The 15,929-nt window shown below is 42.0% G+C and carries 5 protein-coding genes and 3 pseudogenes; all 8 read left to right on the top strand.

All coding sequences use genetic code 11. The annotated features are described in order from the left end of the window. On the top strand, positions 1–4,111 hold a 4,111-nt coding region (locus tag HT719_RS02760; RefSeq protein WP_172928167.1), incomplete at its 5' end, for a ZmpA/ZmpB/ZmpC family metallo-endopeptidase. A gap of 237 nt (positions 4,112–4,348) precedes the next feature. Then, positions 4,349–8,137: a sugar-binding domain-containing protein gene (locus HT719_RS02755; protein WP_172928164.1), complete on the top strand. Its 3,789-nt coding sequence runs from the start codon at positions 4,349–4,351 to the stop codon at positions 8,135–8,137. Position 8,138: 1 nt separating this feature from the next. Beyond that, positions 8,139–9,827, top strand: a complete 1,689-nt coding sequence (locus tag HT719_RS02750) for an alpha-L-fucosidase (protein ID WP_172928162.1) — start codon at positions 8,139–8,141, stop codon at positions 9,825–9,827. Between the two features lie 100 nt (positions 9,828–9,927). Continuing rightward, positions 9,928–10,878 (top strand): Rpn family recombination-promoting nuclease/putative transposase, encoded by a 951-nt coding sequence (locus tag HT719_RS02745; protein WP_172928160.1) that lies wholly within the window; start codon positions 9,928–9,930, stop codon positions 10,876–10,878. Positions 10,879–10,883: 5 nt separating this feature from the next. Next, positions 10,884–11,306: pseudogene (locus HT719_RS02740) on the top strand (hypothetical protein); the annotation flags it as partial. 7 nt (positions 11,307–11,313) lie between these two features. Then, positions 11,314–11,526 (top strand): annotated as a pseudogene (locus tag HT719_RS11490) (hypothetical protein); the annotation flags it as partial. Between the two features lie 60 nt (positions 11,527–11,586). Beyond that, positions 11,587–12,054 (top strand): annotated as a pseudogene (locus tag HT719_RS02730) (adenylosuccinate lyase); the annotation flags it as partial. A gap of 1,146 nt (positions 12,055–13,200) precedes the next feature. Next, the coding region (locus HT719_RS02725) for a DUF1542 domain-containing protein (RefSeq protein WP_172928157.1) at positions 13,201–15,929 on the top strand (2,729 nt) is incomplete at its 3' end.

Here is a 15,929-nt window from a genome sequence, read left to right as displayed (position 1 = left end):
TGCGGAACAAAAGGGTGAGGAGAACCAGCTGGAGAATCCAGTTGAGGGGGTAAAGGATGTTGGTGAGTCTGCCCCACAAGAACCCCAAAAACAACCAGAACAACCAGAACAAACGGCTCCATCTCCAGAGGTCAACCCAAGTCAAGGAAACGAACCAGAATCAGCTGTTCAGCCTGAACCCTTATCTCCCCAAGAACAGTCAGATTCACAAGAGCAACCAACTGTCCCAAGTCCAGTAACGAAAGAAAAAGTATTGGAATATAAAACAACATATAAAGCTTCACCAGCCTTAAATTACAAAGAGCAACGAGTAGAAGTAGCAGGCGAAAATGGTAAGGAAGTGACAACTACTTCTTACAGTTTTGATGAAAGTACTGGGAAAATAGTAGAAAACACTTCAACAAAAATAGAAAAACATCCAGTAGATAGAGTTGTTAAGGTTGGAAATGTAGAAGAAACAAGATCAACAACCAAAAGACGTGAACAGTTTATCGCGGATGAGTCACTTGATAAAGGGGTTAAAGTAGTTAGAGAACAAGGTCAAGATGAAGAAACAACGACTATAAGTGTTTATAAAGTAAATTCGACGACAGGAGAATTAACTGATCCAGAAGTTTCAACAAAAGTAGCCAAAGCAATGCAAGCGAAAATAACGGCAGTAGGAACAAAACCAACAGTTCAATCACAAGAAATTCCTTTTAAGACAATTTATAAAGCATCGTCAGATTTAAGTTACAATGTGCAACAAGAAGAAACACCAGGGGAGAATGGTAGCTCAGTATCAACTACAACATACACAGTAAATCAAGAAACAGGAGCTATCTCAGAAGAAACTACAACAGAAAACACTCCAGCTAAAGACAAAATAGTAAAAGTTGGAAATGTAGAAAAGATCGTGTCACCTATAGAAATCACCGAGTTGAGAAAAGATAACCCTGAACTTCCAAAAGGAAAAGAAGAGGTTGAAGATGCAGGTGAGCAAGGGGAAACAACCGTCACTAAAACTTATGAAGTTAATCCGGAGACAGGAGAGTTAACAAATCCAATTGAGAAAACTGAAATAACTAAAGCTATGCGACAAAAAGTAATCTTGGTTGGTACTAAAGAAGACACTCAAATTCCTCAGACCAAAGTAGAGACCAAAGCTGTTCCTTATGAAACCATTTATGAAAAGAATGAAGCGCTAGACCACGGCGTTACAAGAGTAAAAATTTCGGGTGTTGAGGGACAAGAACAAGTTACTACTACCTATACCAAAGATCAAGCAAGTGGCAATATTTCTGAGAGTAAAACTGTCAAAATAGTAGCCAACAAAGTTGATCAAGTTGTAGAAGTTGGAACTAAACCGAGTGTTGAAACCACTGTCCTATCTCATAAAATGATCTACCAGGTGAATCCTGCTTTGGAGTTCAGAAAAGAGGAAGTAGCGGTTGCAGGGCGTGATGGTTCGGTGGAAACTAGGACGACTTATCAACTAGACCAGGCAACAGGTCAGGTGACGGTATCTGACACCACTAGACAAGTAAATCCAGCAGTCGATAAAGTGATTCAAGTTGGTAATGTGGAAAAAGTAATACAACCGATTGCTGTTACTGAGGAGCGAAGAGAGGATTCTTCTCTTGCTAAAAAGATGGAAAAGGTAGCCTCTGAAGGAGAAGTTGGTGAGAATACACTGACCAGAACCTACGCTATCAATGAACAAACTGGTGAATTGGTTAATCCTCGAGAAGTGAGTCAAATAACAAAACCAATGAAACCGAGAGTTGTTTTAGTTGGTAGTCAGGAGGATAAACCACACATCCTTCCAACAAATAGTGAGAGAGAAGATGCTGTGGATGTGTCTGCTCTGACCACAAGCGCGAGGTCAGTAGACTTCTTACATGACAGTAAACTAAAAGAACAGTTGGAGCCTGTCTATGATCCTCGAGATATTATAACAAGGAGAATTGCGCTCAGAAAAACACACCCAAATATCACTGACCAAGAGGTCAAAGATATGTTGCGCATAGAGTATCTTCAAAAACTGTCAATCCAAGAAAGCTTTGATCAGACGAAGAGGCAAGCTGAGTCAAGTTTCAAAAAGATTGCCTCGCATACATTAGGAATTATAGGAGATACCCCTGAAAATCGCAGCAAGGTCAAACAAGAGCTGGAGCAATACAAAGAGCAGATTTTGTTGGGACTGTCTTATATCAATCGTTTTTATAATATTCAATTTGGGGACACGAATATTCGTGATATTCTGGCCTTTAATCCAAGCTCATTTGGTAATAAGACAATGACAGCCTTGGATAGTTTGAAAAAATTAGGATCCATGTCTTATGAAGAGATGAAATTGACCAATAGTCCTCAAACATTTACAAAGTATTTATCTACCATTACAGGTAAGGCTAGCTTGAAGGAATTTTTAGACAGCAATCGCCAACTCTTTACGTCAGATGATGCGGATACCTGGCTTAAAAAATCTAGCCAAGCTATGATTGTTGAAAAACCATCTAAGGAAAATCCTTCAGCGCATGTCGGGCTGTATAGCAAGTTGACAGCTGGGGAAAAGGATCCTCGTAAACAAGAGGCTAATATGGCTGCTATTTTGGGACTTTTGAATGTGAAAGAACCAAATGTTTATGTGATTAGTAATATGGCGACGATTACTTACGGTAATATTGGTTCCTATATAGATACTTCTCTCGCCCAGTCTAATCCAACTAAGTACCAGGCTGAGCTTGCTAGAGTCAAGTCTTTAATTGAAAAGGCGGCTGTACAACAAGCCAACTATGTCGATACTCTTTATCGTATAACAAAACCAGAAAATCGTGATAAGTTGCTGACAAATCGCTTGATTATTGATACGATGAAGAAATATACAAGTAATCCGAATGCCCAGATTGATAGCACTTGGTCACCAGCTACTGGTAGTGGAGCTGATAAGGGGGTCGACCAGTTTATGACTCCTATGAATTACTATTCTCCAGTAAGTAAGGTGGGAGCTGAGGCTAATGGATTAGGTGTCCGTTACTTTATAGATAGAGTTCTGGATGATAGAGGTTCAGCGACTTATTCTCATGAAATGACGCACTTACTAGATAGAACGGTCTTGTTTAATAATCACGGTCGTCGAGATGGTACAGCCGCAGAGTTTTATGCGCGTGGTATTTTTGAAAACTCCTATAATCCAGAAAAGGATACTTATTTCAATCTCAACTTTGTATATGATGAGAGTGATAAGGATGGATTTTACAATAAGACACCTGATCGATTTAAAACGGCAGAAGATTTGCAATCTTACATGAAGGGAAGTTTTGATGTCCTTTATACTCTAGATTATCTAGAAGCTGAGGCAACGAAAAATCTAACTGATGAAGAAAAAACTAAATATTTCAAGAAAATAGTTCCGATTAGTTCACCATTTAGAAGATGGATAGATTATCGTAATACAGTAATTCCAGCAACTCATAAGAGTGAGGAGATTCAAGCTCTGACCTTAGAAGATGCCAAAAACTTGACAGATATTGATAGTTTAATTGACAATCATATCCTGGTCAATCGTTATATCATTGCTGGCTTTAAGGATAAAGGTAAAATTGCACCAAATGGTTACTATACCGTTGATATGTTTGATACCATTTATGGTGTTAGTCAAAATGACTCTGGTATGAGTGGGGACATCACCTTTAGAAAACAAGCCTTTGAATTGATGGCTGCTTTGGGCTACTATGAAGGATTTGTTCCTTATGTATCAAATCAGTTTAAAGAAGAAGCTGAAGCAGAGGGAGTACCGTTATCAGATAAATATATTTTTGATAAAATTCTAGGAAAAACATATGCTGAGTTCAAAAAAGAGCAAATAAATGAGCGTGTTGAGAAATTAGGTAAGTTAACACCAATTACTATAAATTACAACGGAAAAGAAGAAGTGATTGATAGTAAAGAAAAATTACAAGAGCTTATGAATAAAGCTGTTAAAGAGGAACTTGCTCAAATAAAAGCAGGAAACACAACAGCTCAGAAATTTATGTTTATTGAAACTCCAGTTCAAAAACTGAAAAAAGCGATTTATAAAGCTTATCTCAAAGATTCAGATGACTTTAGACAGTCGATTTACAATAGTTAAGACAAAAGGGACATCTCTCTGGAATGAACATTCAGAGAGGTGTTTTTTGCGCTCTTGTAAGGTTTGACCTTGTTTCTTGAAAATGACAGTTTATATGAACATGGAGTGATTTTCAGACTTTTCCACAAATTATAGAATCTTTTCTGAGGATTTAGGGAGTGATGGAGGAAGTCTTGAAAGCGCTTTTGTTTTGTGCTATAGTCAAGTCAATAGACTTGTTTAACGAGGAATGCTTGTATGAGAAGAGAAGAAGTTTTACGAAATCACTGGTTTTTTAGTCAAGAGGTGGGGAAAGAAGAGGCCTTGGCGCCGGATTTTCAGAGGGGAAATTGGCAGGCCATTCAAGTGCCACATGACTGGAGTATTTACAATGATTTTGACCAGTATTCGCCAGCGCAAAATGAGGGTGGTCAGTTAAACGGGGGTCAAGCCTGGTATCGGACGCAGTTTTACTTGGAAGAAGATGCCAGTCTTGTATCGGTGCGTTTGCTCTTTGACGGGGTTTACATGAATGCCCAAGTCTATATCAACGGGCAAGTGCTGGGCTATTATCCCAATGGCTATACACCCTTTTCTTATGATATCACGCCTTATCTAAGAAATGATGGGACGGCCAACCAGCTTGCGGTTTTTGTGGAAAATCAGCAACCTAGCAGTCGTTGGTACTCTGGTAGCGGTATTTACCGAGAAGTAAAATTATTGATTACAGATTCGGTGCATCTGGATTTGTATGGGATTAAGATAGAAAGTCCCAAGCTCAAGGAACAAAGAGATAGATGGGTGGAGACTCAGCTTACAAGTAAGGTTTCAAATGATGGCTCTCAGTCTGTGTCGGTGTATTTGGAGCAGAGTATCTGGTATGATGGACAACAGGTTTCAGACTGGCAGGCGACAGACTCTCTAGTGATTGAGTCTGGGGACAAATATTCTTTCCAACAAGCCATATCAATTTTCCAACCTTTGCTTTGGGATATTGACCATCCTTACCTTTACCAATTGAAGACTCGCCTTTACAAAGATGGCATTTTGGTTGATGAAGAAGAGGAGACCTTTGGTTACCGCTATGTGGATTGGCAAGTGGATAAGGGCTTCTTTCTAAATGGTCGCTGGTTGAAGATTCATGGGGTTTGTTTGCACCATGACTACGGAGCGCTGGGAGCTGTGGAAAACAGGTCAGCTGCTGAGAGACGCTTGCGCCAGATGAAGGAAATGGGCGTCAATGCTATTCGAATTACCCATAATCCAGCCAGTAGCATTTTACTCGCTCTAGCTGCCAAAATGGGGCTACTCATCCAAGAAGAAGCTTTTGATACCTGGTATGGAGGCAAGAAAGAATATGACTATGGTCGCTTTTTTGAGGAAGAAGCGACTCATCCAGAAGCGAAAGCAGGCGATTTCTGGTCAGATTACGATTTGCGCACCATGATTGAGCGTGGCAAGAACAATCCAGCGATTTTTATGTGGTCCTTGGGAAATGAAGTCAGCGAAGCAAATGGAGATGCTCATTCATTGAAGACTATCAAACGCTTGCTGGGAAGGGTTAAGGAAGTGGATGATAGCCGTTTTGTGACCATGGGAATGGACGAGTTTCGCTTTGGAGATGGGTCTGGAGGCCATGAAAAGATAGCCGATTTGCTGGATGTGGTAGGCTTGAATTACTCGGAAGACAATATTGATGGGATTCGCAAAAGACATCCTAAGTGGCGACTTTATGGATCTGAAACCTCATCGGCTACCCGAACGCGTGACAGCTATTTTCGCCCAGCTAAGGAATGGGTTGGGGATAATCGCCGCGTGCGGAATTTTGAACAGTCGGACTATGGCAATGACCGGGTTCCTTGGGGGAAGACCGCGACGGCTTCTTGGATAGCAGATAGAAATCGGCTAGACTACGCAGGTCAGTTTATCTGGACAGGAGTGGATTATATAGGTGAGCCGACTCCTTGGCACAATCAAAATGACACGCCTGTAAAGAGTTCCTATTTTGGGATCGTGGACACAGCAGGGATTCCTAAAAATGACTATTATCTCTATCAAAGTCAGTGGTTGGATCTAGATCAGTATCCCATGGTTCATATCCTGCCCCACTGGAATTGGGAAATCCACAAGAGTTATCAACAAGTTGTGGATAAGTATGGGGATATCCCTGTTCGAGTATATTCAAATGCTGGTTCTGTAGAGCTATTTCACAATGGAAAATCTCAAGGTAGGAAGACTTTTCAGGGAAAATGGACTTCAGATGGCAGAAAATACCAAGAGGGAGAAGGTTCTGATCAACTCTATCTTGAATGGCGTTTGGCTTATCAACCGGGAGAATTGCGTGCTGTGGCCTATGACAGTCAAGGTCAGATTGTGGCAGAAGATAGGGTAGTGACTGCAGGTAAGCCAGCCAAAATCGGGTTACATGCCGAGAAAACAAAACTGGAGCCAGATGGGCAAGACCTCCTCTATCTCTATTTTGATGTATTGGACAAGGATGGAAATTGGGTGCCGACTGCTTCCAATCAGCTTCATTTTAAAATTGAGGGTCCTGCTCGCATTGTGGGTGTGGATAATGGAAGGCAGGCCAGTCGTGAACGTTACAAGGCTCAGAAAAATGGTCGGTTTAAGCGGAAAGCCTTTCATGGCAGAGGTGTCCTCTTAGTTCAGAGCTTGGAGCGGGTAGGTCAAGTGAGAGTAAAGGCCAGTGCTAGAGGGCTAGAGCCAGCAAGTTTTGATATCTTAGTGGGAGAGGCTTTGGCTAACCAACCAGTGAAAAATAAGCGCTTGTTTGAGATTCGAGTGGACAAGCAGGCAGGATTACAAGAAGGGGATTCCCCAGCTATTGGACTTTATCCACGAACTGTGGATAACCCTGTGAACAAGGTGGGGAATAGTGAAGTGATTTGGGAGACGAGTGGTAGTGCCCACGCCATTATCAAGCAGGGAGTGCTTCATTGCTTGTCTGCAGGCGACTTGGTTATCAGTGCTATTTATCAAGGAAAGACCTATCAAATACATTTGCAGGTGGCAGAAAATAGCTCACTAGGGAAGCCAGTTTCTGTAAGACCACTTCGCTTGTATACAGATAGGGGGACTTATCCACAGCTTCCGTCTTCGGTCTTGGTGGACTATGAGTTTGGCGGTGCAAAACGAGTCAAGGTTGTTTGGGAGGCAATAGCCGAAGAAGATATGGCAAGCTTTCATGAGTTTACGGTATATGGCCAGCTAGAAGGGCTGGATTTAAAGGTTTCTGCTCAGATTTGTGTCCAAGGGATTTGCGCTATTGAGACTGAAAGGATTTGGACGCTTGTCAAGGAAGCCCCACACCTACCAGACCGAGTTAAGCTAGTCTTATCAGATGGCAGACGAGATACGGCCAAGGTGACTTGGGATGAACTCGATCCTCAAGTCTATGCTCAGGTAGGAGAATGTATTCTTACAGGACAAGTAGCGGGCTGTGAGTTGCCAGCAACAGTCACCATTCATGTGACAGATGCCAGTGTAGATGGGGAAGTCATTTCCAATCAGTGGACAGGATCCAACCTGCCTCTGGTATTTGCTTCCCACTCAGAGCCTAATCACCCAGTCTCTTACCTCAATGACAAGGTCATTTCTCGGAAGAAATCGACAGCCAATACTTGGATTGCCAAGTCAGAGCAAGCCAATGTCGGCATTCTTTTTGGAGATGCAGGGATTTTAAAACCGCGATTTGTGGATAATGTGACCTTGTATTATGTCGAAAATCAAGACTACGTGGCGGTGGATCCTACCCATATCGATTATTATGTAGGGGATGAGCCTAGCTTACCTCGGACTCCCAACCATTTGGATAAGGATTCCCTGCTCAAGCAAGAGGAGAATTGGTGTCCTGTATTAGCTATCCGAAAAGTTTCAAGCGACAAGGATGAAGAGCTTCGTTTTGAATTTGATAAGGTAGAGACTTATGCCCTTCGTCTTCGATTTGAAGGCTTGACAAGCCCTCTAGCGTTAACAGAATTGCAAGTACATGCCAAAAAAGTAAAGAAAAATGTAGATAGGAAGTAGTATGGTAAGAGAAATAAAACCGCATGGCCCCTTGCCTAGTCAGGCCCAGCTAGCGTATTTAGAGGATGAATTAGCAGCCTTTATCCATTTTGGCCCCAATACCTTTTATGATCAGGAATGGGGGACAGGTCAGGAGAATCCTGAACGCTTTAACTCGACAAGGTTAGACGCGCGTGAGTGGGTTCGCGTACTCAAGGAAACGGGCTTCAAAAAGTTGATTTTGGTGGTCAAGCACCATGATGGCTTTGTCCTCTATCCGACGGCTTATACGGATTATTCGGTCAAGGCCAGTCCTTGGAGGAATGGAGAAGGGGACTTGCTTCTTGAAGTATCCCAAGCTGCCACAGAGTTTGATATGGATATGGGGGTCTACCTATCACCCTGGGATGCCCACAGTCCTCTCTATCATGTGGACCGAGAAGCGGACTATAATGCCTATTATCTGGCTCAGCTGAAGGAAATCTTATCAAATCCTGCCTATGGAAATGGAGGGAAATTTGCTGAGGTCTGGATGGATGGTGCCAGAGGAGAGGGCGCTCAAAAGGTCAATTATGAATTTGAAAAATGGTTTGAAACTATTCGTGAACTGCAGGGGGATTGCTTAATTTTTTCAACAGAAGGCACTAGTATCCGCTGGATTGGCAATGAACGAGGGTATGCAGGTGATCCCCTATGGCAAAAGGTGAATCCTGACAAACTCGGAACAGAAGCAGAGCTGGATTATCTTCAGCATGGAGATTCTTCAGGCACTATTTTTTCAATCGGTGAGGCAGATGTTTCCGTCCGGCCGGGCTGGTTCTACCATGAGGATCAGGATCCTAAGTCTCTTGAGGAGTTGGTCGAAATCTACTTTCACTCGGTGGGTCGGGGAACTCCACTCTTGCTTAATATTCCGCCGAATCAAGATGGGCTCTTTGACGATAAAGATATCAAGCGTCTCTATGAATTTGCGGCCTATCGCAATGAGCTCTATAAAGAAGATTTGGCTTTGGGAGCTGGGGTATCTGGTCCAGCTCTTTCCGCAGACTTTGCTTGTCACCATCTGACAGATGGTCTTGAGACCAGCTCTTGGGCAAGCGACGTAGGCTTGCCAATCCAGTTAGAACTAGACCTAGGATCTCCTAAAACTTTTGATGTAATTGAGTTAAGAGAAGATTTGAAGCTAGGGCAACGAATCGCTGCTTTTCATGTGCAAGTAGAGGTGGATGGTGTCTGGCAGGAATTTGGCAGGGGCTTCACAGTTGGTCATAAGCGCCTCTTGCGAGGGCCGATAGTAGAGGCACAGAAGGTGCGCGTGATGATTACAGAGTCACAGGATTTACCTGTACTGACCAAGATTTCCCTCTATAAAACTCCTAGCTTATCAAAAAAAGAAGTTGTTCAGGGATTAGCATTTGCAGAAAAAAGCCTAGCTGTGGCAAAGGGAGAGACTCTTCATTTTAGGATTGAACGTAGCGAAAGTAGTACTCCTTTGGAAGCTAAGATTTCGATTCAACCGGGGACAGGTGTCCATGGTGTCGCCTATCAGGACGAGATTCAAGTCCTTCAATTCCAAACTGGAGAAAGCAAAAAAGATTTGTGCATACCAACCCTGTATTTTGTTGCTGATAAGACCTTAGATTTCTATCTAAATCTGACTGTTAATGGACAGTTGGTTGATCAAGCTCATATTTTAGTTGAAACGAGATAAAATATCTTTACAATTCATTTCTTTTCCGAATAAATAGATAGTAGCAGTAAATCTAGTAAACCTAGATTTAAAACTATGGTATAATAAAAGGAGGAAATGGATGATTTTAAGACATCCGGGCATTAGCCCAACTAATGACTTGGTTGCTAAGAAAATTTTCAGCAACCCAGAAATCACTTGTCAGTTTATTCGCGATATGCTGGACTTGCCAGCCAAAAATGTGACCATTTTGGAGGGAAGCAATATTCACGTCTTGCCTTCCCTGCCGTACTCGGCACAGGATTTCTATACCAGTATAGATGTTTTAGCTGAACTAGATAATGGTACTCAAGTAATCATTGAGATTCAAGTCCATCATCAGAATTTTTTCATCAATCGCCTGTGGGCTTATCTGTGCAGTCAGGTCAATCAAAACCTAGAAAAAATCCGCCAGCAAGAAGGAAATACTCACCAGAGCTACAAACACATTGCACCAGTATACGCTATCGCAATTGTGGACAGCAATTACTTTTCAGATGACCTAGCTTTTCATAGTTTTAGTATGCGCGAGGATACGACAGGTGAGGTTTTAACCATCACCAATAATGGACAAGAAAATCATCTGGTTAAGATGGCGTTCTTGGAACTAAAAAAATACAGAGAAACCAGCAAAGATAGCATTCGCAAACCATGGTTGGAGTTTTTTGGGAATAAACCTTTTACCCAGGAACCCGAGCGAGCCATCAGCCAAGCAGATCAACTGCTGGACTACAAGAGCTGGTCCGAGGAGGACAGGGAGATGTTTAGTGAACAACGCAGACGCGAAGAACAAGCCTTGCTAGCGCAGGACTATGCCTTGGAACAAGCTGAAGAAAAAGGGTTGGAGAGAGGTCGTGCAGAAGGTCTTGAACGTGGTCGAGCTGAGGGGATTGAACAAGGCATCGAACAGGGATTAAAAGTAGGTTTAGCAAATCTAGTACGTCAAGGTCTTTTAACACCTGAGGTTGCGAGTGAGCAATTAGGTATGAGCGTCGCTGAGTTTGAGTCGCTATTGAAAAAACATTACAAATAAAACATAAAAAATACAGAGAAACCAGCAAAGACGAGGTTCGCAAGCCGTGGTTGGAGTTTTTTGGGAATAAGCCCTTTACCCAGGAACCCGAGCGAGCCATCAGTCAAGCAGACCAACTGCTAGACTATAAGAGCTGGTCCGAGGAGGATAGGGAAATGTTTAGTGAACAACGCAGACGCGAAGAACAAGCCTTGTTAGCACAGGACTATGCCTTGGAGCAAGCTGAAGAAAAAGGGTTGGAGAGAGGTCGAGCTGAGGGGATTGAACAGGGCATCGAAAAAGGTTTAGAACAAGGACTTGAACGTGGAAAACTTTTTGCCTTTCTGGATATGGTTCGCCAAGGACTTCTGACTTCCGAGGTTGCCAGCCATCAGCTGGGTATGAGCGTCGCTGAGTTTGAGTTGCTATTGAAAAAACATTACAAATAAGACCTAAAAAAAATACAGAGAAACCAGCAAAGACGAGGTTCGCAAGCCGTGGTTGGAGTTTTTTGGGAATAAGCCCTTTACTCAGGAACCCGAGCGAGCCATCAGCCAAGCAGATCAACTGCTGGACTACAAGAGCTGGTCCGAGGAGGACAGGGAGATGTTTAGTGAACAACGCAGACGCGAAGAACAAGCCTTGTTAGCACAGGACTATGCCTTGGAGTAAGCTGAAGAAAAAGGGTTGGAACGCGGTCGTGCAGAAGGGATTGAACAGGGTTTAGAGCGTGGTCACATGATTACAGCCTATGAGAATGTGGCTCTCTGGCATGAACACGACATTTCCCACTCATCAGCTGAGCGTATCATCACACCTGATACGACCATCTTGATTGACTACATGCTCAACCGTTTTGGAAATATCGTCAAGAACTTGACGGTCTTACCAGAAAACATGATCCGCAACATGAACGCGACTTTTGGTCTGTTCTTTAGCCAACGTGCTATGTTGACCTTGATTGAACAAGGCATGACCCGTGAGCAAGCCTATGACTTGGTACAACCAAAAACAGCCTACTCTTGGGACAAGCAAGTAGACTTCAAACTACTTCTGGAAGCAGATCCAGAGATGACATCACGTTTGACACAAGAGGAAATCGATGAGATTTTCAACCATCTTTACTATACCAAACGAGTGGAGCCTATCTTTGAACGTCTAGGATTAGAATCATTAGAAAAAATCGAATTTCTATGACTCCATTTATAGGAGTAGCAGAACTTCGATTTTTATATTATCTCAAAGCCCTTTGCTAAAAAATATAGTAGATTGAAACTAGAATAGTACACCTCTGCTTCTAAAACATGGTTAGAAATCGATTTGATTGTCCTGAATGATTTGTCCTATTTCTATTTTACTTTACTATAGAACCGTCCCATAAGGAGGGAGATTGGAAAATCTCCAGACTAGAGAAGTCAGCGACTTTCTTTGAATCTTGTTCCTTAAAGCTAGTCGTCTTTTTCAAGTGACCTGAATCTGCTTTAAAGCTGCCCTACTGAAGGGAGAGCACAATCAAACTGTGCCGCAATTTCCCTGAAAGCAGCCTCGAGATGAGCCTCTACAAAAGCTTTCGACTCCTCTAAAGGAAGCTTTCGATTTTTGATGACTGGCTCTTTCCGCTCTCAGTGTCCTTGCTCACCTCATTTCTTTTCTTAGCTGAAGAGAGTTCTGAGACCAAGATCAAAAACTTTGGCTGCCTCGGCAGGCCTGTGTTCTTTTTTGATGCCATCCAATGCTCCTTGTTTAAAATCAGTAGGCTAGGCCATGGCGTTCTGATAACCTGCTTGTTTAAAACTGAGCAGCTATAGTAAGTGGTCAAGGCTAGTCAAGTAGTCAGGAGAGGCAAGGAGCCGCTATCTTCTGTTCTATGGCAAGCAATCAGAATAGCTAGTGGTATCACTGGCAGTTTCTCTTTTTTAGGCTCCTTGCATGTTGTCATCTTCAAATGATGCTAATGAAAAAGGTGCAACCCCTTACATTTTTTCTACTTATTTTGTCGAGGCTAGTGAAAAAGATAGAGTTATTTTGAAAAAATAATATTTATAGAAATTAAGGGTTGATTGAATCCTAAAAAATCAGAGCATAAGATGCCATAAGAATCGGTAAATCCTTAACAAATTCATAAAATAATGAAAAATATGGATAAAAAACCGAATAAAATTCACGAAAATCGAAAAAATGTTTTTTTTTTTTAGCAAAATATTAGCAAACAAAAAAGTTGCATATATCTTGGTAATTATGTATCATAGTAAAGTAAATCTATGCATAGAGGAAGTCTCCTTCTATAAGGAAGGAGGAGCCTCTCTTATGTAGAAAAATATAATCCTAAAGGAGATTTAAGTAATGGACAAGAAAGTATCCATGAGTCGTTCTGAGCGCCTGCGTCGTGAGAAGGTCACGCGTTATTCTATTCGTAAATATAGTTTTGGTGCAGCCAGTGTGGCAGTAGCGGCTCTATTTATGTTTTTGGGGAACGGAGCAGTGTCAGCTGCTGAGAATGGCGCAGACTCACAAGGCGGAGCCGCTGTGGCAGCTAACCCTAACGGAGGGGGGGATGCTGACCCAGGAGATGGAGCACCGTCTACTGGCGCAGAAAATCAAAAACCTGTAGCGGAAATCTCCTACTCTCGTCAGAATGAAAAGGAAATTTTTGTTTATAATGAGGAAGATGCAAATATTGAAATTCCTGTCTACGATGACAGTGGGGAAATTCTTTATGCAACATTCAAAAAGGGTTCGAATCAGTCATTTCAGAAGTCTAACGAAGGTGACGATAAACTTAACCTTGAGTTTGGCTATACTGGAACTGTAATTAATGACAATTTGTCTAACACTACAGCTGCTACAGCTGCTACAGCTGCTACAGCTGCTACAGCTGCTACTAAAGAGATTCCTGCTAAAATTACCATTTCAGGAAAACCGGATGATAGTCTAAAAGGAAATAATAAATACCCAAGAAGTGAGGGACAAGAATTAAAAATTGGGACTCGCTTTGTAAAGGTTGGTGATAAACAAGGTGTGAATAATGTTGGAGACTCTGGGACAATAAGAGATCCAGGATATATATCTCTTATCCTTAAACCTCAAACCTACAAATATAGCATCCAGGAACCAGAAACCAATGCTGATAAAATTCCTGTCTCAAATATTGACAATTTAACTACTGCAGATATTGACAAAATTAAAAATCAGCTTAAAGTTGAATATTCTAAAACTAGCCAGGATGCTAGACTAGCGTCGCAAAGAGGGACTGCCTTAACAAATCGTGATTCAGTAGTGGAGAGTGTAAATGTAGCGGATAGAAACGTCACTGTAACCTATAAAGACGGTTCAACAGATGTGGTTCCAGTTGCTGATGTAGCACGTACCAATCAACCTCCAACAGTTGAGATTCCATACTCAGATGAAGCTGAACGAGAAATCTATGTGTATAGTGGAGAAGACAACTCATTTGATATCAAAATTAAAGATGATGCAGATAAGATTAAGTCTGCTAAACTGCTGAAAGGTGGAAATAACGCTTTTCAACCTGTTTCAGGTGAAAATGATAAAGTTGATACTGAGTATGGATATACAGCCAATGAGTTTAAAACTGAAACACCAGCATCAGAGACTAGTCCAGCAGTTATTATCTATTCGGGTAGGACAACTGCAACAAGTGGATTGACACAATCTAAATTGAACGAAGGGACACAAGGGGAAAATCCTAAACGCCTGGCTTTGGGTTGGCGTTATGTGCGGGTTACAGATCTTGAAGGAACAGACTTCACTGGGTCTGGACAACAAAAAAACAATGATCATGCTTTCAACGTTGTCAATAAACCTCAGAAACAAAAATATGATATAAAGACTCCTGAGGAAGCCGACAAGGTTGTCGTTACCAACCCTGCAGCTGTAACAGATGAAGAGTTTGAAAAAGTAAAAGAAAAAGTCAAGCTTGAATATTCTCAAACCAATCCAGATAGACGGTTAGAGTCTAAGCGCGGTCAAGAAGTAGAGAATCAAAATAGTAAGATTCAATCGATCACAAAAAATGGAAATGATTTACTAGTAACCTATACAGATGGATCTATAGACAGAAGACCACTAACAGAGTTTACGACCCTAAATAAACAACCTGCGATTGATGCAGTGAACAAGGCTGCAGAAGATAAGATTGCAGAAATTAATGCTAATACAGATCCTAATGCTACTGATGATGAAAAACAAGCAGCTATCGCTAAGGTAAATGCAGATAAAGAGAAAGCATTAGCAGCCATTAATGATCCTAACCTAACAACAAAAGCTGCCTTGGATCAAGCTCAGACTGAAGGGACAACCGCCATTGCAGCAGACAATCCAGTAGTAGCTAAAAAAGCTGAAGCCAAAGCGGCAATTGAAGCAGCTCGTAAGGCTAAAGAAGATGCTATTAATGCAGACAGAAATCTATCAGAAGCTGAAAAAACAGCCGCTATTGCTAAAGCCAATGAAGCAGCCCAGGCAGCAACTGAGAAAATCGATGCAGCGACGACAGATGCAGCTGTAGATGAAGCGCAAACAGAAGCCACTACAGCCATTTCTAAAGTAAACCCAATCGCTAAAGAGAATGCTAAGGCAGCAATTGCCAATGCCTTAACAGCTAAAAATGATGAGATTGATAAGCGCACAGACCTAAGTCAAGCAGAAAAAGACGCAGCTAAAGCAGAAGCCCAAAAATTAGCTGATGCAGAATTAGCTAAAATCAACGCTCAACCTGATAATGAAGATACAGAAGATGCAGCTCGAGCAACCCAAAAACTTGTGGACGCTGCAGAAGATAAAGGTGTAGCGGATGTTACCTCTGTGACTCCAGTAGCCAAAGATGCTGCTAAGAAAGCAGTGGCAGATGAATTAGCTGCTAAGAATAAGGAAATCGATGCTCGCCAAGATCTAACAGCTGAAGAAAAAGCGAAAGCTAAGGCAGAAGCTCAAGCAGCTGCTGACAAAGCGAACCAGGCCATCGATGCTCAACCAGATGTAGCCGCAACACCAGAAGAAGCCCAAGCAGCTCAAGAACAAGTAGATGCCGCTAAGGCACAAGGTGTAGAAGCGAT

Source organism: Streptococcus sp. k-378 (assembly GCF_013277505.1).
Lineage (GTDB): Bacteria > Bacillota > Bacilli > Lactobacillales > Streptococcaceae > Streptococcus > Streptococcus pseudopneumoniae.
This window is presented reverse-complemented; position numbering and strand designations above follow the sequence as displayed.